We start from the raw sequence: 20,975 nt of genomic DNA, 5'->3' as shown, positions 1-20,975 counted from the left end.
CGGAAGCGGAAGCGAAAGCGGAGAACGTACGGGAGTGGCCGGCGGCCCCACCGCAGGGCCCGGGGCCGCCACCGGCACGAGCCCCGGCCCCGGCCCCGGCCCGAAACCCGCCAAGCCCCCGAAGCCCGGCACCCCCTCGACGCCCGGCGAGCCAGGCAAGCCCAGCAGCCCCAAGCCCGGCGGCGGCGGAGGCGGCAAACCCACCCCTCCACCCGGCAAACCCGCCCCACCCCCCACCCCACCCGCCCTGAAGCTCAGCGCCCCGCAGCGCGCGCCGGCGGACAAGCGGTGGTGCGAGAGGGTCACCGTGGAGTTCCGCAACACCGGCGGCTCCCCCGCCCGTTCGGGGACCGTCACCTTCGCCACGCACATCATCGGGGCCCTGGGCGTCGACTGGGCCACCATCAGAACCAGCCAGTCGCTGCCCGCGCCCATCGCGGGCGGTTCGACGCGCTCGGAGACGTACACCGTCTGCGTGGAGTCCTGGCGCGTTCCCCTGGGCATGCGCGTCGAGACCCAGGACGTCTCCGCCGTGTGGGAGTGAGGTCCAGGGGTGACGGCCGTGTGGGAGTGAGGTCCAGAGGCGACGAGAGAGCGCGCGGAAACGCCCGTGGGGCGGATGGCGGGCCCGCCTGCGCGGTTCCGCCGTCCGCCCCACGGGCGTTCAGGTGGTCATACGTCGTGCGGTCGGTCCGTGCGTCAACGCAGCGCGAGCCACGCCACCGCGCCGAGGACGACGACGACCGCGACGATCGCCGCGATCACCCCGGCTCTCGGCCCGGACGACGTCGCGGCCGGCTGCGCCCGGCGCTGCGGCTCGCCCTCGTCGACGAAGGCGCGGAACATCTGCGTGCTGCCCGCCGGATCAGGGGTGCCCTCGGGGCCCGGCTGAGGGGCGTGGGGGTTGTGTGCCATGGGGCAGGACCCTAGCGAACTCGGGCCCCCCGCCCAACCCCCGGGCCACCCGACGCCCCCTCCGAACAGCGCCAGGACACCGGGAATCCGGGCTTGACCGGGACCCTACGGAGGCTTTTGCGTTCCTTTACTTCTGCAAGCCCGTTTTCGTTTGCCTGTAGCAACCAACGGCTTCTATGGTTGCCCTAAGCAACAACATACGCAGCACCTATGCACCAGTGCGTTGGGGGGTCCCGTGGCCGCACGGAGTCGGTACGAGGAACTGGCCCGGCAGCTCAACGCCATCGGGGCCGTCAAGCGGGGACTCTCCCGCGCACTGCCCCCCGAGTGCCCCGGCGGCTCCGCCACCGTGCTGGCGCTCCTGGACCGGCACGGCGAGATGCGGATCAGCAGACTCGCCGAACTGATGGCCGTGGACCTGTCGGTCACCAGTCGCCACGTGGCCCATGTGGCCGAGCACGGCTGGATCGAACGGTCCCCGGACCCGGCGGACAAGCGGTCCCGCATCCTGCGGCTGACCCCCGGCGGTCACGCGCAGCTCGACGAGCTGACGCGGCGGACGACCGAGATGTTCGCCCGCAATCTCGTCGACTGGTCCGACGAGGACGTCGGCCGGCTCAACGCGCTGCTGTCCCGGCTCCGCGACAGCTTCGCCTGCCGCGGACCCGGTGGCTGCGCCCCCGGAAGCCACACCGGCGAGTGCCGGAACGGGCTCGACGACGACGCGTACACCCGTACACCTGTGTAACAGAAGCAAATACGCACGGATAAGGAACTCAATGGCTACGACCACACCCACCGGTGTGCGGGGCGGCCACGCCAAGCACGGCGGCCACGGAGGTCACGGGGGCCGCAGCGGCTCCGCCGGCTCCGCGGTCTCCGACGGCGCGCCGATGACACACCGGCAGATCATGGAAGCGCTGACCGGGCTGCTGCTCGGCATGTTCGTCGCGATTCTGTCGTCGACGGTCGTCTCCAACGCCCTCCCCGAGATCATCTCCGACCTCGGCGGCGGCCAGAGCGCCTACACCTGGGTCGTCACGGCCTCGCTGCTGGCCATGACCGCCACCACCCCGCTCTGGGGCAAGCTCTCGGACCTGTTCAGCAAGAAGCTGCTGGTCCAGATAGCACTGATCATCTACGTCCTGGGATCGGTCGTCGCCGGTCTGTCGACCAGCAGCGGCATGCTCATCGCCTGCCGCGTCGTCCAGGGCATCGGCGTCGGCGGTCTCTCCGCCCTCGCGCAGATCGTCATGGCCGCGATGATCGCCCCGCGCGAGCGCGGCCGCTACAGCGGCTACCTCGGCGCGGTCTTCGCGGTCGCGACGGTCGGCGGCCCGCTGCTCGGCGGTGTCATCACCGACACCAGCTGGATGGGCTGGCGCTGGTGCTTCTACGTGGGCGTGCCCTTCGCGATCATCGCCCTCATCGTGCTCCAGAAGACCCTGAAGCTCCCGGTCGTCAAGCGCGAGGGCGTCAAGGTCGACTGGTCCGGCGCGTTCTTCATCAGCGCCGCCGTGTCGCTGCTGCTGGTCTGGGTGACCTTCGCGGGTGACAAGTACGACTGGCTGTCGTGGCAGACGTACGTGATGGTCGCGGGCTCGGTCCTGCTCGGCCTGATCTTCGTCCTCATCGAGTCGCGGGCCGCCGAGCCGATCATCCCGCTGCGCCTCTTCCGCAACCGCACCATCACGCTGGCGTCGATCGCCTCGCTGTTCGTCGGCATCGCGATGTTCGCGGGCACGGTCTTCTTCAGCCAGTACTTCCAGCTCGCTCGCGGCAAGTCGCCGACGATGTCCGGCGTCATGACCATCCCGATGATCGCGGGCCTCTTCCTCTCCTCGACCATCTCCGGCCAGGTCATCACCAAGACCGGCCGCTGGAAGGCATGGCTGGTCACCGGCGGCTTCCTGGTCACGGCGGGGCTCGGGCTGCTCGGCACGATCCGGTACGACACCGAGTACTGGCACGTCGCGGTCTACATGTTCGTCATGGGCCTCGGCATCGGCATGATGATGCAGAACCTGGTCCTCGCCACGCAGAACCAGGTCGCTCCCGAGGACCTCGGCTCCGCGAGCTCCGTCGTCACCTTCTTCCGGTCCCTCGGCGGCGCGATCGGCGTCTCGGCGCTCGGCGCCGTCCTCGGCAACCGCGTCACCCACTACGTCAAGGACGGCCTCGCCGCACTCGGCCCCGAGGGCGCCGCCTTCGGCCACGGCGGTACGGGCGGCGGGGGCATCCCCGACCTGGACAAGCTGCCCGAGCCCTTCCGTACGGTCATGGAGGCCGCGTACGGGCACGGCGTCGGCGACGTCTTCCTCTACGCCGCTCCGTGCGCGCTCATCGCCTTCATCGTGACGATCTTCATCAAGGAGGTCGCTCTGAAGACCAGCGCCGGGAACGACAGCCCGCGGAACGACACCTCGCACAACGACAGCCCGCAGAACGACAGCCCGCAGACGGAGACCGCTCTCCACGAGACCGCCTCGGAGGCCGCCCCGGCGACCGCTCCTGCCGAAGCGGAGGTTCCGGCCGCTGTCGGTGCTGCCCGGCTCGTCTCCGAAGGCGCGGTCGCCGGGGTCACCTCGGTCGACACGGCCGATGCCGTGACCTCGTACACCATGTCCGAGACCGTCCAGGGAACGCCCGTGCAGGGTGTGGTGCGCGGCGCGGAGGGCGCTCCGGTCGCCCGCGCGGCGGTCACGCTCATCTCGCTCGGCGGCCGGCAGCTGGGGCGTTCCGTCGCCCGGGCGGACGGCGGCTACACCCTGGACGCGCCGGCCCCCGGCAGCTACGTCCTGATCGCCTCCGCCGATGGTTTCCAGCCGCAGGCGTCCACGGTGGTCGTCGGCGACGCCCCGCTGGCCTTCGACATCCTGCTCTCCGGTACGAGCGGACTGGCCGGAACCGTAAGGGCCGCCGAGTCCGGTGCGCCGGTCGGGGGCGCGATGGTCATCGTCACCGACGTACGGGGCGATGTGCTGGCCACCGGGACGTCCGGCGGTACGGGCGAGTTCGCGTTCGGCGAGCTGATCCCGGGCTCCGTGACCGTCGCGGTCAACGCGGCCGGGTTCCGCCCGCTGGCGCTGCCGGTGGAGATCGGCGGCCAGGGAGTCACCCGGGTCGAGGCCGCGCTCCGGTCCGGTGCGCTGGTCCGGGGCGTCGTACGGGCCGGGTCCGCCCGGAGCCCGCTGGCCGACGCCCGGGTCACGCTGATCGACGCGGCGGGCAACGTGGTCGCCACGGCGACGACCGGCGAGGACGGCGCGTACGCCTTCACCGACCTGGACGCGGGCGAGTACACGGTCATGGCGACCGGCTACCCGCCGGTGGCCGGCCCCCTCACCGTGTCGGGTACGGGAGTCGACGGCCATGACATCGAACTCGCCCACCCGGGCGAGTGATCGATTCCCGCGAATCGGTTCCTGCGAATCGCTTCCCGTGAATCGGTTCGCGCGAATCGGTTCCTGCGAAGGGGTTCCCGCGAATCGGTTCCTGCGAATTGATCCCTCCAGCACGTGAAGGGATCGCGAAGACCCCTGGTCGGACGGCACTTCTTGCGGAGAGGCTGTCGCGGCCGGGTGGAAATGGGCCCCGGTGGCGGGTACGGCGGGCAGGGGACGGCCTGCCGCGCCCGCCCCGGGGCCCGACTCATGTGACCCGTGAGGGTCATGGAGCTAGGAGAGGGACAGGGATAAGGATGGGACTTCGCGCACAGGTACGGACGCGGGACGGCTGGGCGGTCCAGCACGCCGTCGTGACGGTCACCGACATGACCGGCGCCCAGGTGCTGCGGGCCGCCGCCGACGGGGACGGGGCCGTCCGCACGGACGGTTCGCTGCCGGCCGGCGCGTACACGGTGATCGTCACGGCGGTCGGGTACGCCCCCGCCGCCTCCACCGCCCTCGTCACGGCGAGCGGCCGCATCGAGGGCGGGCAGATCGTGCTGGCCCGCCAGGGCGGGGTGGAGCTCCCGCCGCCGGGCACGTGGTCGCTGGACCCGGCCCACTCCTCGGTCGGCGCGGTCGCGCAGCACCTGGGGATCTCCAGCGTGCGCGGCCGGTTCACCGACTTCGGCGGCCGGATCGAGATCGCGGAGGACGTCACCCGCTCCCGGGTCGACGCGGTGATCGGCGCGGCCGGCATCGACACCGGCAACGGCATGCGGGACAAGCACCTGCGCTCGCCCGACTTCCTGGACGTGGACCGCTACCCGGAGATCACCTACCGCTCCACCGGCCTCGCTCCGGCCGGCCCCGACCGCTGGACCGTCCACGGCGAGCTGACCATGCGCGGCGTCTCCCGCCCGGTCGACCTTGACCTGACCTACCTCGGCACCGGGCCCGACCCGTGGGGCGGGGTGCGCGCCGCCTTCCACGCCACCGCCGAACTGCGCCGCGACGACTTCGCGATGAACTACAACCAGGTCGTCCAGGCCGGGATCTCCGCGATCGGGACCACCCTGCGCGTGGAGCTGGACATCCAGGCGGTCCAGGGCGCGGTGCTGCCCGGATAGCCGGCGGGGATGCGGCGGTCCGCTGCCCCCGGTGGACTCGTGGCCGGTCGTAGGGTGGTGGGCATGGCTCCGAACATCGCGACCAACACCGCCGTGGACCTGGATGAGTTGCCGGCGTGCGTAAGGCCCCGGACCCGGCCCCGGCCCCGGCCCCGGCCCCGGGCGATCCTGCTGAGTGGCCGGGGTGTCTGAGGGCCCGGGGGCGCCCGCGCCGGAACTCCTCGCGCGGGCCCGGCTGCTGGTCTCGGAGGAGCTGAGCGCCTCTCTCGTACGGGAGTTGGAGCGGATCACCGGGCGGGCGGCCGAGCCCCTGGAGGGCGGGGGGACGGCTGGTGGTCCTCTCCTCTGCGGGGAAGCGGCTGGTGGTCCTCTCCTCTGCGTCGGGGCCGCGCTGCCCGACGCGTTGCGGGCGTCGGCCGCAGACGCGACGGCTTCGGACAAGCTGCTCTGGTTCCACAGCGTCAACGCTGGTACGGACGCCCTGCTCGCCGCCGGTCCCTGGCCCGCCGGGGCGCTGCTCACCCGGACCGTGGGGCGGATGGGCGAGCGGATCGCCCAGTACGTCCTGGCCTGGGTGCTCGCCGAGTGCCAGTCCGTCCCCGAGTTCGCCGCCCAGCACGCCCGGGCCGAGTGGGCCCGCCGCCCCTCGGAGCTGATCGCCGGGCAGACCGCCCTGGTCTACGGCTCCGGGCGCATCGGTGCGGCCGTCGCCGGGCTGTTGCGCGGCTGTGGTGTGCGCACGGTGGGCGTGGCCCGCGCCGCGCGGAGTGGGCCGCCGCCGGTGGGCTTCGACCGGGTGATCGGGGCGGACGAGGACGCCGAGGAGTTGGCGGGGGCGCGGTGGGTGATCGCCGCGCTGCCGTTGACCGGGGCGACGGAGGGCTTCTTCGGGGCGGGCCGGTTCGCGGCGTTGCGGGGGGCGACGTTCGTCAACGTGGGGCGGGGCGCGACGGTGGACACGGGGGCGCTGGAGACCGCGCTGCGGGGCGGTGGGGTGCGGCGCGCGGTGCTGGACGTGCTGCCGGAGGAGCCGGCCGCGCCCGAGGACCCGGTCTGGCGACTGCCCCGTACGGTGATCACCTCGCACTCCGCCGGGATCACCGCCGACGCGGACGTGGCCGGGGACTTCGCCGCGTGCTGGGAGGCGGTGCGGGAGGGCCGCCGCCCCGGGCTGGCGGTGGACGTGGGGCGCGGTTACTGAGCGGCCGTCGTCGGGGGCCCGGTCCGTTCGCTCATCGTCTCGATGCCCGCGATCAGCAGGTCCAGCGCGAAGTCGAAGTCCCGCTCGCGCATCTCCTCCACCGTGTCGCCGCCCCGCGCCGCCATCAGGTCGTCGGAGGACTCGACGATTCCCCGCAGGTGCGGCTGGGCCCGGATCGTGCCCATCGCCTGCCGGTGGGCCTCGTCCTGGGTGAGCCCGGCCGCGTCGCACCGCGCCTTGAAGTGGCCCTCGACGGTGCCGAATCCGTACACGAACTGGAAGACCGCCGCGAGCGCGCCCGTCTGCCGTTCCAGGGGCAGGCCGGTGGCCCGGATGACGTCCATGACGGCGGACGAGAACAGCACCGAGTTCGGGCCGATGTTGAGGTAGGTCCCGGCCAGCGGGGAGACCCAGATGTGGCGGACGAGCAGTTCGCGGTAGCTGCGGGCGAACGCGCGCAACCGCTCCCGCCAGTCGCCGTCCTGGCCCGGCGGGGCGACCTCCGCGTAGACCGAGTCGAGCGCGAGCTCCAGGAGGTCGTCCTTGGTGTCGACGTACCAGTAGAGGGACATCGCGGTGACGTCCAGCTCGGCGGCGAGCCGGCGCATGGAGAACTTGGCGAGGCCCTCGGCGTCCAGCAGCCGCACCGACGCCTCGGTGATCCGGTTCCGGTCCAGGCCCGCCGGTGAGTCGGACCTGCGGGAGCGCGCGGGAGTCGTGCGGTCGATCCACACGCTGGTCCGCGCGGGGTTCTTCACCGGGTCGGACGCGGACACCATGGCGCACTCTCCTCGTCTTGCGGGGACCGCCCGCCGGTACGGTCCTGCTGGACCGCCCGCCGGTACGGTCCTGCGGGAAGGGCAGGGGGGGCGCGACGGACGCCTACCGCCCGGTACGCGCCTCCCCTCCGATGCTATGCCGCCGGCCCCGACGAGTCTGCCCGGCCTGCGGCCACCTCAGCCGCCCCGCCGGCCCCAGAAGCCTCAGCCGCCCCTGCTGCCCCTGCCGCCTCCACCCGCTCCGCCCGGCGCAGCAGCATCGCCGCGAGCAGTCCGCCCGCCAGCACGGCGACCGCGCCGACCAGTTGGCTGGTCTCCAGACCGGAGGCGAAGGCGTCCCTGATCGTCTCGCGCTCGCCCGGAGTCCCGGCGGCGGCCAGCGCGGCCGGCAGGGAGGCCGCGCCGACCGCGGCCGGCACGAGGGCGGCGAACCGGATGTTCAGGACCGCCCCGAGCACCGCGACCCCCAGCCCGTTGCCGAACTCCGCGAGCGTGCCGTTGACCCCCGCGCCCACCCCGGCCTTCTCCGGCGGGATGGCGCTCATGATGGCGTTGGCCATCGCGGGCATCGCGAGGGCGATCCCCGCGCCCATCACGACGAGGCCGAGCAGCATGCCGCCGTACCCGTGCCGCCCCAGCACCGCGATGGCCGCGAGACCGGCCGCCAGGCAGCTCATCCCGGCCGCGATCGTGGCGGGCGTCCCCATCTTCGGGACGAGCCGGGCGCCCAGGCCGGTCAGGTTGAGGGCGACCACGGTGAGCGCCATCGGCGCCGTACGCAGACCCGCCTCCAGCGGCCCGTACCCCAGCACGAACTGAAGGTGCTGCGTGAGCAGGAAGAGGGAGCCGCCCATCCCGAAGGCGACCAGGACCGCGCCCGCCACCGCGCCGATGAACTTCTGGTTCCGGAAGAAGTGCATGTCGAGCATCGGGTGCGGGATGTGCAGCTCCCACAGGACGAACCCGGCGAGCACGGCGGCCCCGACGAACGCCGTCAGCAGCACCCGGCCGGACCCCCAGCCGTGTTCGGGGCCCGAGATGATCGCGAACACGACGGCGGTCATGCCGATCGTGGACAGCAGCGCGCCCAGCAGGTCGGGCCGCTCCCCCCGCGCGTTCTTGGACTCCGGTACGAGCCGGACGACGGCGACCAGGCCGATCACGGCGACCGGGATGTTGATGAGGAAGATCGCACCCCACCAGAAGTGGTCGAGCACGATTCCGCCGACGAGCGGCCCGGCGGCGAACCCGAGGGAGCTGACGGTCGACCAGATGCCGATCGCCTTGACCCGCTCGGCGTCGTCGAAGATCTGCACCACGACGGCGAGCGTGGTGGTGAGCAGCAGCGCGCCGCCGACGCCCATGCCCGCGCGGGCCGCGATGAGCTGGCCGGAGGACTGGGCGAGCCCGGCCACCAGCGAACCGACGCCGAACAGGGCGAGGCCCACCAGCAGCATCTTCTTGCGCCCGTAGCGGTCGGCGGAGCTGCCCGCCGTGAGCAGCAGACCGGACTGGACGAGCGAGTAGGCGTTGATCATCCACTGGACGTCGGCGGTGGAGGCGTTCAGCTCCGTGGTGAGGGAGGGGATCGCGACGTTGAGGACGGTGTTGTCGAGCAGCACGGTGAGCTGGGCGAGACAGATGACGCCGAGGATCAGCCAGCGCTGCGGGTGGGCCTGGGAGGCGAGTTCGTTTCGCTGTGCGGCGGGCGCCGTCATGCGGGCTCCTGCTCCTCGGACTCCGGTGCGACCCGGAGTTCTACGGTGTATAGGACGCGATCGTCAGACACCGTAAGGCAGCACCTATACGGCGTACAAGTCGATATCCGGGCGGCCGCGACGGTGGGCCGATCGACGCCCGGGCGGTACGGTCGTCGACGCTGACCCGACCTGACACAGTGCGCGATTCCCGGCCGGTTGGAGAGCCATGAGGGCCATGAGAGCCATGAGAGCAAGAGCCATGTCGCCGCGTCGCTGCCGAGCCCGTCGCATCAAGCCTGTTACTCAACTCCTCTTCTTCGCAGCTCTGTTGGGTTCCTCACTCCCGCCGACCGCCTCCGCCGCCGGCGCGCCGGCCGGTTCGCATCCCGTCCGTGCCGTGCCACTGCGGGTGGCCACGTACAACATCCACGCCGGGGCGGGGATGGACGACGTCTTCGATCTCGACCGCCAGACAGCCGCGTTGCGCTCGCTGGACGCCGATGTGATCGGGCTTCAGGAGGTCGACCGGCACTGGGGCGGTCGCAGCGAGTGGCGGGATCTCGCGGCCGAGCTGGCCGAGCGGCTGCGCATGCACGTGTTCTTCGCCCCGATCTACAGCCTGGACCCCGCCGAACCGGGCGGCCCGCGTGCGGAGTACGGGGTGGCGGTGCTGTCGCGGTACCGGATCGAGAGCGCCGAGAACCACGAGATCACCCGCCTCTCGACCCAGAACCCGGGCCCGCACCCGGCGCCCGCCCCCGCCCCGGGGTTCGGTGAGGTGGTCGTACGGGTGAAGGGGCTGCCCGTGCACGTGTACGTGACCCACCTCGACTACCGCCCGGACCCCGCCGTACGCGTCGCCCAGGTCGCCGACACCCGCCGGATCATGGGCGTGGACCGGGGCCGCGAGATCCTGCTCGGGGACTTCAACGCGGAACCCGGAGCCCCGGAGCTCGCCCCGCTGTGGGAGCGGCTGACGGACGCCGACCCGGGGGCCCCGACCTTCCCGGCGCGGGACCCGGTCAAGCGGATCGACTACGTCGCGGTGTCGAAGGGCGGCGGGGCGCGCGGGGGGATCGCGGTGCGGGACGCCTGGGTGCCCGCGAGCGTCGCCTCGGACCACCGGGCGGTCGTCGCGGACCTGGAGCTGCGGCGGGGGCGGGGGCAGGAACAGGGGCGGGGGCAGGGGCAGGAGCAGGGGCAGGAGCAGGAGCAGGAGCAGGGGCGGTGAGTCGACGGGTGCGCGGCTGAATACCGGCGTCGCCGGCTGCGGCTTCAGCCAAGCTCATGCGCGGCGAACCGGCTGAGGACGAGGTCAGGTGCGCAGCAGTGAGGCGTGGATGCGGGCGATGGCCCGCAGCACCTCGTCGCGGTTCTTGGCCTGCTGCATCCATGCAGGCAGGCGCGCCACCACGGTCATCCTTCGGCCCTGCTCGTGCCAGGGGACACCCTCACGCAGCGATGCCTGCACGAATCGCCTGATCACGTCGAGGTGTTCCAGGTTGTAGGCCCACACCCACCCGTGCCGGGTCTCGGTCTGCAACCAGAGCCGCACAGCGAAATGCGGGTCTGTGGCCGGCGCATGCCGGTCCCGGTGCAGGGCCACAGCGCCACCGCTCCCGTTCCTCACCAGCCCGCAGCTCCGGCAAACGAGACGCCTCCGCCCGTAGAGGCGCTGGTCGGGCACCCCGGACGGGTCCGGGGCCGGACCGACGTGCGCGACCTTGCCGCAGCCGGGGCAGTGCACGAGAACCGACGTCAGGAAGTCGTACTTCGTGCGCCGGGGGTCCCGGAACCGGCGGTGCGTGGACATCGAACTCACTGGACCAGTATGCGAGCCGCGCACCCGAGGCTCCTACCGGATAAACCTCACGCCTACGTCACCGGCCGCGTCAGGTCGTAGAAGACCGCGCTGCCCACGGTGACCTCGGTGAAGTTCTCCGTCACCCAGGAGGAAATCTGCGAGGCCGTCCCGGAGCCGCCCATGCCACCGCCGCCCATGCCACCGCCTCCACCGGCTCCGCCCATGCCGCCGCCCGAGACGAAGTAGTGGACCCTGCCCTCCGCCACGTACCGCTTGAACTGCGCGAGTGTCGGGGAGGGGTCGCTGCCGTTGAAGCCGCCGATGGCCATCACCGGTGCGCCGGTGGCGAGTTGGTAGCCGGCCGCGTTCTGTGCGCCGATGGCGGCGGCGGTCCAGGTGTAGTCGTCGGCGTCCTTCTCCAGGAGCGCCTTCGCCTCGGTGGAGACGGACGCGCCGTTGAGCAGCCCGCCCATGCCGCCGCCTCCGGGCCTCATGCCCTCTCCCGTTCCGCCGGGAGCGGTGCCGCCGGGGGCGGTGCCGCCGGGGGCGGTGCCGCCGGGGGCCGTTCCGCCGGGCATGGCGGGCATCCCGTCCGGCCCGTTGCCCTGGCCTTGCGCCTGGCCCTGACCCTGGCCTTGCGCCTGGCCCTGTCCCTGCGCCTGCGCCTGTCCCTGCCCCTGCCCCTGCCCGGGAGGCGTTCCCACCCCCCGCCCGCCAGGCGGCTGCGTCCCCCCGCGCCGCCCGCCCCCGCCGTCGTCACCAGGACCGCCCCCGGGACCGCCCATGCCGCCCCCGCCGGACGGCCCGGCGGTCACGATCGATCCCTGGTGGCCGGTGCTCAAGGTGCTGAGGGTGTACGCCGCCGGGCCCGCCAGCGAGGCCGCGAGGCTCAGCCCCACCACGGCGAGGGCCAGGCCCCGGCCCCCCACCCGGCCCACGACCAGCAGCCCGACCGCCCCCGCCAGCCCGCCCACGAGCACCGCCCACCGCAGCCACGGCAGGTGGTCCGGGGTGCGGCCCAGCAGGACGTACGCCCAGGTCGCCGTCGTCAGGACCGTCCCCGCGAGCACCGCCCTCGGCCACCACGCCGCCCGCTCCTCCCACAGCACGGTCACGCCCATGGCGACGAGCGCCGCGATGTACGGGGCGAGGGCCACCGTGTAGTACTGGTGGAAGATCCCGGCCATGAAGCTGAACACGCCCGCCGTCATGACCAGCGCCCCGCCCCAGGCGACGAACGCGGCCCGGGCGACATCGGTCCGAGCCGCCTTCCGGGTCAGCCAGAGCCCGGCCAGCAGCAGGATCAGCGCGGCGGGCAGCAGCCACGCGATCTGGCCGCCGACCTCGGAGTTGACCATCCGCCCGATCCCGGTCTCGCCCCAGCCGCCTCCCCCACGGCCACCGCCGCCCCCTCCGACGCTTCCGGTCTCCTCGCCGTTGAGCCGGCCGAGCCCGTTGTAGCCGAAGGTGAGCTCCAGGAACGAGTTGTTCTGCGAGCCGCCGACGTACGGTCGCGACGACGCGGGCATCAGCTCCACTATCGCTGTCCACCAACCGCCGGCGACGACCACCGCCCCTGCGGACAGGGCGAGTTGGCCGAGCCGCTTCCGTACGGGGACGGGCGCGCACACCGCGTACAGCACGGCCAGCGGCGGCAGGATCAGGAACGCCTGGAGGGTCTTCGTCAGGAACGCGAGCCCGACCGCCGCACCCGCCCAGAGCAGCCACGTCGTCCGCCCCCGCTCCAGCGCCCGCAGCACGCACCACACCGTGACCGTCATCAGCAGGGCGAGCAGCGCGTCCGGGTTGTTGAAGCGGAACATCAGCGCGGCGACCGGCGTCAGCGCGAACACGCCCACCGCGATCAGCCCGGCGACCGGCCCGAAGCGACGGCGTACGGCGGTGTTGAGCACGGCCGCCGTGGCGACGCCCATCAGGACCTGAGGGGCCAGGATGGCCCAGGAGTTGAGCCCGAAGAGGCGTACCGACAGGGCCATCGGCCACAGGGCGGCGGGCGGCTTGTCGACGGTGATGGCGTTCGCGGAGTCCAGCGAGCCGAAGAAGAACGCCTTCCAGCTCTGGCTGCCCGCCTGGACGGCGGCGGAGTAGAAGGAGTTGGCGTAACCGGAGGCGCTGAGGTTGGAGAGGTAGGCGAGTCCGACCGCCAGGAGGAGCCCGTACAGCGCGGGTCGTGCCCAGCGGGGGCCGCCGGATGCCGCAGGCGCGGCGGCGGCGGCGGTCGTGGTCGTGGTCATCGGTGGTCCTCGGATTCGGCGCGGGCCGGGAAGACCCAGGCGCGCAGGAGCAGGAAGCGCAGCACGGTGGCCGCGAGGTTGGCGGTGATCAGTACGGCCAGTTCCGTACCGTGGGAAGGCGAACCGTGCGACGGGGAACCGGGCGACGGCGATCCGGAGGCCGCGCCCAGTGCCGCGAGGGAGCCGCTGGTCAGGGCGAGGCCGATGGCGAAGACCACGAGCCCCTGGGCCTGATGGCGTACGGCTCCGCCCCGGCCCCGTACGCCGAAGGTCAGCCGGCGGTTGGCGGCCGTGTTGGCGACGGCGGAGACCAGGAGCGCGCACCCGTTGGCGGCCTGGGGGCCGACGCCGAGCCGGAAGAGGGAGTACAGGGCGAGGTAGAAGAGGGTGGACAGGGCCCCCACGACACAGAACCCGACCAGCTGGCGGGCCAGTCCGCGCGGCACCCCGGTCAGCGCCCGGTCGCGCGGGTCGTCCCCGAAGGGCCGGGCCAGCCGGTCCAGCGGCAGGGCTCCCACGGCGAGCGCCCGCCCCACCCGCCACACCCCTTTCAGGTCCTCGGCGGCCGTCCGCACGATGTGGACGGTCGAGTCGGGGTCGTCGATCCAGTCGACGGGCACCTCGTGGATGCGCAGCCCGGCCCGTTCGGCGAGGACCAGCAGCTCGGTGTCGAAGAACCAGCCGCTGTCCTCCACCATCGGCAGCAGCCGCGCGGCCACCTCGCTCCGGATCGCCTTGAACCCGCACTGGGCGTCGCTGAAGCCGGCGGCGAGGGAGGAGCGCAGGATGAGGTTGTAGGCGCGCGAGATGAACTCCCGCCGCGACCCGCGCACCACCCGCGCACTCCGGGCGAGCCGCGAGCCGATGGCCAGGTCGGAGTGGCCGGAGATCAGCGGGGCGACCAGGGGGAGGAGGGCGTTGAGGTCGGTGGAGAGGTCGACGTCCATGTACGCGAGGACCGGCGCGTCGGAGCCCGACCACACCGTGCGCAGCGCCCGCCCGCGCCCCTTCTCCTCCAGCCGTACGCACCGCACCCCGCGCAGTTCGGCGGCGAGCGAGGCCGCGACGGCGGGGGTGGCGTCGGTGCTCGCGTTGTCGGCGACGGTGATGCGGAAGGCGTACGGGAAGGTGCGGGAGAGGTGGTCGTGGAGGCGCAGGACGCAGGGGCGGAGGTCCTTCTCCTCGTTGTACACGGGGACGACGACGTCGAGGACGGGGACACCGGAGGCTGCGGCGGCCGGGGCGGCGGGGAGGTGCGCCCGGACCGGCAGCCCTCTGGTGTCCCCGGTGCCGTTCCCGCTGCTGCGGCCGTTGGCGTCGGGGCCGCTCCGGAGGCTGTCGGTGGTCATGGCTCCGACGTTCGCCAACGGCGCTGTCACCCCGGTGTGGTGAGCCTGTCCCTGCCCTGTGAGTGTCCTGGAGCCGCTTCGGCGGGCAGCTCGACCGCGAAGACCGTCCGGCCCGGTGCGGAGTCCACCCGTACGCGACCGCCGTGCGCGCGGACGACGGCCTGCACGATGGCGAGGCCGAGACCGGTGGAGCCGGTGGGCTTCCCCGTGGCCGCCCCGCGGGAGCGGGACGCGTCCCCGCGCGCGAACCGCTCGAAGACGTGCGGCAACAGCTCCGCCGGGATGCCGGGCCCGTCGTCCCGCACCTCCAGGACGACCGGGGCCGTGCTCCGGGCGGGCGGCCGTACGGAGACGGTCACGGTGGTCCCCGGCGGGGTGTGGGTGCGGGCGTTGGCCAGCAGGTTGACCAGCACCTGCTGGAGCCGGGCGGGATCGGCGCGTACGGTCACGGGTTCGTCGGGCAGCTCAAGACGCCAGCGGTGCAGGGCCTCGGCCCCGGTCACGGCACCCGCGGCGCTTGTGACGGCACCCGCGACCTCTGCGGCGGCGGCCCCAGCGGCACCCGCGGCCCCTCCCACGGCGTCCGCCGCCCGGGCGTCGCTGACCGCGTCCACGACCAGCGGCAGCAGATCCGTGCTCCCGTAGCTCCCGTACGAGAGCGGGCGTCCGGCGTCGAGCCGGGCCAGCAGCAGCAGGTCCTCCACCAGCCCCGTCATCCGGTCCGCCTCCGACTCGATCCGCCCCAGCGCGTGCCGGGTGACCGGATCGGCCGCGGTCGGACCGGTCGCGGTCGGACCGGTCGCAGTGGGATCGGTCGCGGTCGGATCGGTCGTAGTCGGACCGGTCGCAGTGGGACCGGTCGCAGTCGGACCGGTCGCAGTCGGACCGGTCGCAGTCGGACCGGTCGCAGTCGGATCGCCGCCGGTGGCGCGCCGGGTCAACTCGGCGTACCCCCGGATCGAGGCCAGCGGGGTGCGCAGCTCGTGGCTGGCGTCCGCGACGAACTGCCGTACCCGCGTCTCGCTCGCCTGCCGGGCCGCCAGCGCCGAACCCACGTGCCCCAGCATCCGGTTGAGCGCGGCGCCGACCTGCCCGACCTCGGTACGGGGGTCGGCCTCGGCGTCCGGAACGCGTTCGAGGAGCGCCACCTCACCGCTGTGCAGGGGGAGTTCGGCGACCCGGGTGGCGGTGGCGGCGATCCGGCGCAGCGGGCGCATGGCCACGCCGACGAGGACGGTGCCCGCGAGGGAGGCGGCGATGAGCCCGGCGGCGGTGACGCAGACCTCGACGAGGATGAGGGTGTTCAGCGCCCCGCTCACCTCGGCGGTGGGAATCCCGACGAGCACGGTGCGGCCCTCGGCGGTGGTGGCGGCCTCCACCCGGTAGCCGCCGAGCCCGGGAAGATCGACGCTCCGGGCGTCCTCCCCGACGCCGGGGGCCGCCTCCTCCAGCGCTCGCCGCTGTTCCCGGGTCAGCGGCTTCGCGCTCTCCTGGGAGCGCAGCCCGCTGTCCTCGACGACCTTCGACGCGGTGACGGCCCCGCCGTCGACGAGGGCCCCGAACGTGCCGAGCGGCTGCCCGCCCCCGCCGACGAAGCCGAGCGGTCCGGCGTCGCGGAGGGAGTCGCGCAGGGCCTGGGGCAAGGCGTCGGGCAGGGCCTCGGGCAGCGGATCGGGGCCGGGCGGCCGCTCCGCGCGTACGGCGATGGAGTGGAGCTGGTCGTCGAGCTTGCCGTACATATAGCTGTGGAAGGCGATGGCCGTGACGGACCCGATGACGGCCGCGACGACGGCGATCAGCGACACGGCCGCCACGACGAGCCGGGTCCGCAGGGTCCAGGGCCGCCGCGGCGCCTTCACGGCGGGCCCCCTACTCACCGGGCTTGATCAGATACCCCGCCCCGCGCCGGGTGTGGATCATCGGCGTCCGTCCGGCGTCGATCTTCTTGCGGAGGTAGGAGATGTAGAGCTCGACGACGTTCGCCTGGCCGCCGAAGTCGTAGTTCCAGACCCGGTCCAGGATCTGCGCCTTGCTGAGCACCCGGCGCGGGTTGCGCATCAGGAACCGCAGCAGCTCGAACTCCGTCGCGGTCAGGTGGATCGCGTCCCCGCCCCGGCTCACCTCATGGCTGTCCTCGTCGAGCAGCAGGTCCCCCACGGCCAGCGTCGCCCCGCTCCGCCCGGCCGCGAGCGCGCTGCCGGACCGGCGGATCAGCCCGCGCAGCCGGGCCACGACCTCCTCCAGGCTGAACGGCTTGGTCACATAGTCGTCGCCGCCCGCCGTGAGCCCGGCGATCCGGTCCTCCACGGCGTCCCGGGCGGTCAGGAAGAGCACGGGCACATCGGCGTACTCGCGGCGGAGCCGGCCGAGGACGGCGAGCCCGTCCATGTCCGGGAGCATCACGTCCAGCACCACCGCGTCCGGCCGGAAGTCACGGGCGGCGCGCACGGCTCCGGCCCCGTCCCCGGCGCTGCGCACCTCCCAGCCCTCGTACCGCAGGGCCATCGAGAGCAGCTCGGCGAGCGGAGCCTCGTCGTCCACGACCAGGACGCGCACGGGCGTACGGTCCGGCCTGAGCAGTTCGGTACGCCCCTGGGGCGCGGTGGTCGTCGTCATGGGGCCAGCCTGTGAGCCGCCCGTGAGAGAAGCCTGACCCGTTTCTGTGAATTGCCTGAGAAAGCGGCGCGGACCTCCAGGTCCTGTCGCCCTAGTCAGAGGTCCCGAACAGTGCGGCGGCGTTCCCGTGGCAGACCGCCCGCAACCAGTCGTCGCCCAGCCCCAGCCGCTCCAGCACATCCAGCTGGTGGGCGTACGGGTAGGGGATGTTCGGGAAGTCGGTCCCGAGCAGGATCCGGTCCCCGAGGTCGGCGAGCCGGCCGCGTTCACCCTTGGGGAAGGGCATGAACCCCTCACTGAAGTCGGTGAACGCCATCGTCGTATCGAGCCGCACCTCCGGGTACGCCTGCGCGAGCGCCAGGAACTCCGCGTACTCCGGCATCCCCATGTGCGCGACGATCAGCCGCAGCCGGGGGTGGCGGGCCAACAGCCGCCCGATGGGCTCGGGTCCGGTGTGCTTCCCCGGCGCGGGCCCGGACCCGCAGTGCATCACGACCGGCACGCCGGCCTCCGCGAGCAGTCCCCAAACCGGTTCCAGGCGTGGGTCGTTGGGGTCGTACGCGCCGACCTGGAGGTGCGACTTGAAGACGCGCACCCCCGCCTCGACGGCCTCCTTCACGTACAACTCCACGCCGTCTTCGGGGAAGAGGGTCGCGGTGTGCAGGCAGTCGGGCGTCCGGGCGGCGAAGTCGGCGGCCCAGCCGTTGAGCCAGCGGGCCATGCCGGGCTTGTGCGGGTAGAGCATGGAGGTGAAGCGGAGGACGCCGAACGACCGCAGTACGGACAGCCGTTGCTCTTCCTCGTACCGGTAGGTGATCGGCCACTCCAGCCCGGTGAGCGGCCCGGCGGAGTCGAAGTAGGCCCACACCTTGCGCAGGACCTGTTCGGGCATGAAGTGGGTGTGCACGTCGATGATCCCGGGGATCCCGAGCCGTTCCCAGAACCGCACGACGTCATCGCTCTTGGCTTCCACGGGCACTCCTTCGGCTGCCACCCGGCTCGGGCGGGGTCAGAACGACCCGGGCGGGGTCAGAACAACCCACCCTGCACGCCGCCGCCCCCGATGTCGATGAGGGGGACACGTACATCACCGGCCCCGTCCGCCGAAACCGCCGTGAGCTCCCACCCGGTGATCAGCCGCGTATCCAGCACGACCACGCCGCCGCCCCCGTCCACCGCGAGGTGAAGATCGGGCCCGGCGGCGGCCACCAGCCGCCCGGCGACGACGCCCCCGTCGACCAGCTCACTCACCGCGCGGGCGGCGACGGGCGCACGATCCAGCCCGAACATACCGACGTGGTCGACGACTTCGAGGCCGATCCGCTCCAACGACTCGGGCCAGCCGCCCCCTTCGAGCCGCACCGCCCGCCCGTACAGCTCCGCCACCTCACCGAACCGCTCCTGCGCGCCCGGGAGTTGCCCGCGTACGCCCCGTTTCCTGGCGTACGGGATCCGGTCCGGCACCCCGAGGGCGGCCCGGAGCACCTCCTCGGTCCGGCGGGCGGCCATCAGGGGCCCGCGCCCGAGCCAGGTGAACGCCACGGCCCCCTGCTCCCGCAGCCGCGCCCCGCCCCGCTCCTCCCGGGTGATCCCGACCTTGACCAGGCCGGGCCCGAACCAGGCGAGATAGACGCGGTACGTTCGCGGGTCGTCCAGCAACGTGTCGGCGGCCACCGAGTGGGCCCGGTCCAGCCGCGCGCACTCCGGGCACCGAGCCCCGGTGCCGCGCACGGACACCACGGCCCCCAGGGGGCACGCGTTCCCCCGGGCCCCCACACAGTGCCGCTCCCCCACCGCCCGGAACCCGAGCCCGGCCCCGTACGCGAGAACGCTCACCCGCCGGTCGCCACCCCGGCCCCATCCGAGCTCCGGCGCATCCCCGGGCCACCAGAGCCCGGTACACCGCCACCCACCGGCCACCCGGCCCCCGCTCTCCCCGTCACACTTTCCGCCGCGCTTTGCGCCATGCTTCCCGTCACACCGCGAACGGGCGGAACGAGCCGGCGAGCACGCCTAGCGACACACCCCGCCGCACTCCTCGCCGCACGCCTCTCCGTACTCCACCGGGTGCCTCTCCTTGCGCCCTTCCGCACGCCTCTCGGCACGTCCTCCGCGCGCCACCCTGCACATCCACCGAGACTAACGGGCCCCTTGCACGAACCCGCCCGCACCACCGGCCGGACCCCCGGCAGGGCCACCCCTGCCGCCCCCGACGCCCTCGATCCGCTTCCGCATGGAGGCCATACGCCGCATGAAGCGCCGGTTGAACCAGATCATCCATCCCAGGAACGCGGCGCCGAACACCAGGCCCCACACACCCGCCGAGACCTTCCCGGCGGCGAACCAGAGCAACGGCGTCCCGAAGAAGATGAGCCCCAGCAGCGGGAAGGCCCACCACTGGTTGCGCCGCAGTTTCGCCTCCCGGCGGCGGATCAGCCGGACCATGACGGCCTGCTCGGCCGGGTCCTCGGGCATCTCGCCGTTCTGCGCGATGCGCCGCTCCAACTCCGGCACGCGCGCGGCGTCGGTCCCCACCGCCCGGGCGTCCCGACGCCGGCGCCGCATCAGGTACCACGTCAGGAACCCCGCCTGGACGAGCCCGCCGGCCACGATCCAGGGCCACCCCGACCACCCGTCGAAGGCCAGCCGGATCCCGACCCACAGGACCAGCACCAGCAGCGCCACCGCCCACCACCGGTCCTGCCAACGCTCCGGCCGCCGACGCTCTCCACGCCGCCCGAGCCCTTCGCCCTGCCCGTGCTGCCCGAGCCCTTCGCCCCGCTGGCCCTGCCCGGGCTGCCCGAGCCCTTCGCCCCGCCGGCCCCGCCCGTGCTGCCCGAGCCCTTCGCCCCGCCGGCCCCGCCCGGGCTGCCCGAGCCCTTCGCCCCGCCGGCCCCGCCCGTGCCCTTCGCCCTGCCGGTCCTGCCCCAGCTCTTCGCCCTGCCGACCCTGCGCGAGTCCTTCGTCCTGCCGGCCCTGCCTGCCCTGCCCGCGTTGCTCGCGCTGCTCGCGCTCCCTGGACCCCATCGGTACCCTCCGAGCCTGGCGCGCCCATCACGCCCCGTGCTGTTCCGGCTACCCCGCCGCTCCGTGCTGATGCGGCCCGCGCCCCACGCCCGTACGCCCTCCGGCATCAACGCCGCCGCAAGCGTCGCCCTCCGGGATCAACGCCCCTCACGCGTCGCCTTCCAGAATCAGCGCCCCCTCACGCATCACCCTCCGGGATCAACGCCCCTCACGCGTCGCCCTCCAGAATCAGCGCCCCCTCACGCATCACCCTCCGGGATCAACGCCCCTCACGCATCGCCCTCCAGGATCAACGCCCCTCACGCGTCGCGGGACTCCCGCCCGGGACGCCCGGCACGAGGTCGGCGACGCCCGGCGCCACGCCGACGCGTCCGGAGGACCTCCCCCAGCACCGGCGAGAGGACCATGAGCGCCAGAGCCGCCCAACGGACGGAGCTCAGCGGCCAGTCGTCCTCGCGCCCGGCAAGGGCGTACCCGCCGAGGGACGCGACGCACACCCCCAACAGCATCCAGCCGAAGGACCCGCCGCGCGCCACCCACAGGGGGCCGTCCGCCATCAGGACGGGCACCCTGCCCGGCCTGCGCCAGGATTCCCAGCCCATCCAGGCGATGGCCAGCCCTCCGGCCAGCAGAGCCACATCGCTGACCACATCCAGAACCGAGCCGCCCATCAGCCCTCCCCCTTTGTCGACCTTGTCCGCCTCATGATGACCGACCCCGAAATGGGCGACAGCACCGGGCGGGAGGCACGATTGAGCCGCCACCCGGGCCCGGCGCCGGCTCATTCACCGCACGCGCCCCGGAAGTTAGGAT

The 20,975-nt window shown here is 73.2% G+C and carries 18 protein-coding genes and 1 pseudogene; 7 read left to right on the top strand and 12 right to left on the bottom strand.

Going from position 1 to position 20,975, the window contains the following annotated elements:
* Positions 1 to 34: 34 nt before the first annotated feature.
* Positions 35 to 544 carry a hypothetical protein gene (locus ACLJPL_RS17430; protein WP_411081742.1) on the top strand — a complete coding sequence of 170 codons (510 nt, stop codon included), beginning with the start codon at positions 35 to 37 and terminating at the stop codon, positions 542 to 544.
* Between the two features lie 155 nt (positions 545 to 699).
* Here the strand turns inward: ACLJPL_RS17430 and ACLJPL_RS17425 are convergent, their stop codons facing one another.
* Positions 700 to 915 carry a hypothetical protein gene (locus ACLJPL_RS17425; protein WP_411081741.1) on the bottom strand — a complete coding sequence of 72 codons (216 nt, stop codon included), beginning with the start codon at positions 913 to 915 and terminating at the stop codon, positions 700 to 702.
* Between the two features lie 235 nt (positions 916 to 1,150).
* Here ACLJPL_RS17425 and ACLJPL_RS17420 point away from each other — a divergent pair, with 235 nt between their 5' ends.
* The 5 genes and pseudogenes from ACLJPL_RS17420 to ACLJPL_RS17400 all read left to right on the top strand — a co-directional run bounded on the left by ACLJPL_RS17420 (position 1,151) and on the right by ACLJPL_RS17400 (position 6,632).
* Positions 1,151 to 1,663, top strand: a complete 513-nt coding sequence (locus tag ACLJPL_RS17420; RefSeq protein WP_411081740.1) for a MarR family winged helix-turn-helix transcriptional regulator — start codon at positions 1,151 to 1,153, stop codon at positions 1,661 to 1,663.
* 31 nt (positions 1,664 to 1,694) lie between these two features.
* A complete protein-coding gene (locus tag ACLJPL_RS17415) occupies positions 1,695 to 4,319 on the top strand; it encodes an MFS transporter (protein WP_411081739.1) in 2,625 nt (874 codons plus the stop codon).
* 296 nt (positions 4,320 to 4,615) lie between these two features.
* Positions 4,616 to 5,431, top strand: coding sequence for a YceI family protein (locus tag ACLJPL_RS17410; protein ID WP_411081738.1), 816 nt, complete (start codon positions 4,616 to 4,618; stop codon positions 5,429 to 5,431).
* A gap of 63 nt (positions 5,432 to 5,494) precedes the next feature.
* A pseudogene (locus tag ACLJPL_RS17405) lies at positions 5,495 to 5,569 on the top strand (PPOX class F420-dependent oxidoreductase); the annotation flags it as partial.
* A gap of 46 nt (positions 5,570 to 5,615) precedes the next feature.
* A complete protein-coding gene (locus ACLJPL_RS17400) occupies positions 5,616 to 6,632 on the top strand; it encodes an NAD(P)-dependent oxidoreductase (RefSeq protein ID WP_411081737.1) in 1,017 nt (338 codons plus the stop codon).
* On the opposite strand, the gene ACLJPL_RS17395 is transcribed toward ACLJPL_RS17400, so the two are convergent.
* Positions 6,626 to 7,411 (bottom strand): TetR/AcrR family transcriptional regulator, encoded by a 786-nt coding sequence (locus ACLJPL_RS17395; RefSeq protein ID WP_411081736.1) that lies wholly within the window; start codon positions 7,409 to 7,411, stop codon positions 6,626 to 6,628. The two genes, ACLJPL_RS17400 and ACLJPL_RS17395, sit on opposite strands and share 7 nt — an antisense overlap.
* 134 nt (positions 7,412 to 7,545) lie before the next feature.
* Entirely contained in the window at positions 7,546 to 9,129 is a 1,584-nt protein-coding gene (locus tag ACLJPL_RS17390) for an MFS transporter (protein ID WP_411081735.1), read from the bottom strand.
* A 241-nt stretch (positions 9,130 to 9,370) separates the two neighbouring features.
* Here ACLJPL_RS17390 and ACLJPL_RS17385 point away from each other — a divergent pair, with 241 nt between their 5' ends.
* Positions 9,371 to 10,342, top strand: coding sequence for an endonuclease/exonuclease/phosphatase family protein (locus tag ACLJPL_RS17385; RefSeq protein ID WP_411081791.1), 972 nt, complete (start codon positions 9,371 to 9,373; stop codon positions 10,340 to 10,342).
* A gap of 84 nt (positions 10,343 to 10,426) precedes the next feature.
* Here the strand turns inward: ACLJPL_RS17385 and ACLJPL_RS17380 are convergent, their stop codons facing one another.
* The 9 genes from ACLJPL_RS17380 to ACLJPL_RS17340 form a co-directional block, all read right to left on the bottom strand.
* A complete protein-coding gene (locus ACLJPL_RS17380) occupies positions 10,427 to 10,924 on the bottom strand; it encodes a hypothetical protein (RefSeq protein ID WP_411081734.1) in 498 nt (165 codons plus the stop codon).
* A 62-nt stretch (positions 10,925 to 10,986) separates the two neighbouring features.
* Positions 10,987 to 13,170 (bottom strand): ArnT family glycosyltransferase, encoded by a 2,184-nt coding sequence (locus ACLJPL_RS17375; protein WP_411081733.1) that lies wholly within the window; start codon positions 13,168 to 13,170, stop codon positions 10,987 to 10,989.
* Positions 13,167 to 14,519 (bottom strand): glycosyltransferase, encoded by a 1,353-nt coding sequence (locus ACLJPL_RS17370; protein ID WP_411081732.1) that lies wholly within the window; start codon positions 14,517 to 14,519, stop codon positions 13,167 to 13,169. Before ACLJPL_RS17370 ends, ACLJPL_RS17375 begins: the two co-directional genes overlap by 4 nt.
* A gap of 26 nt (positions 14,520 to 14,545) precedes the next feature.
* Entirely contained in the window at positions 14,546 to 16,378 is a 1,833-nt protein-coding gene (locus ACLJPL_RS17365; RefSeq protein ID WP_411081731.1) for a sensor histidine kinase, read from the bottom strand.
* A gap of 10 nt (positions 16,379 to 16,388) precedes the next feature.
* A complete protein-coding gene (locus tag ACLJPL_RS17360) occupies positions 16,389 to 17,135 on the bottom strand; it encodes a response regulator transcription factor (RefSeq protein ID WP_411081730.1) in 747 nt (248 codons plus the stop codon).
* Between the two features lie 91 nt (positions 17,136 to 17,226).
* A complete protein-coding gene (locus ACLJPL_RS17355) occupies positions 17,227 to 18,108 on the bottom strand; it encodes an amidohydrolase family protein (protein WP_411081729.1) in 882 nt (293 codons plus the stop codon).
* Between the two features lie 56 nt (positions 18,109 to 18,164).
* Positions 18,165 to 19,055 carry a DUF2797 domain-containing protein gene (locus ACLJPL_RS17350; RefSeq protein ID WP_411081728.1) on the bottom strand — a complete coding sequence of 297 codons (891 nt, stop codon included), beginning with the start codon at positions 19,053 to 19,055 and terminating at the stop codon, positions 18,165 to 18,167.
* Positions 19,056 to 19,274: 219 nt separating this feature from the next.
* Positions 19,275 to 20,162: a hypothetical protein gene (locus ACLJPL_RS17345; RefSeq protein ID WP_411081727.1), complete on the bottom strand. Its 888-nt coding sequence runs from the start codon at positions 20,160 to 20,162 to the stop codon at positions 19,275 to 19,277.
* Positions 20,163 to 20,461: 299 nt separating this feature from the next.
* Positions 20,462 to 20,833, bottom strand: coding sequence for a hypothetical protein (locus ACLJPL_RS17340; RefSeq protein ID WP_411081726.1), 372 nt, complete (start codon positions 20,831 to 20,833; stop codon positions 20,462 to 20,464).
* Between the last annotated feature and the right edge of the window lie 142 nt (positions 20,834 to 20,975).

It is taken from the genome of Streptomyces sp. cmx-18-6 (assembly GCF_046548915.1).
Taxonomy (GTDB): Bacteria; Actinomycetota; Actinomycetes; order Streptomycetales; family Streptomycetaceae; genus Streptomyces.
The sequence above is the reverse complement of the archived record's forward strand: the minus strand, read 5'-3'. Positions and strand labels throughout refer to the sequence as shown.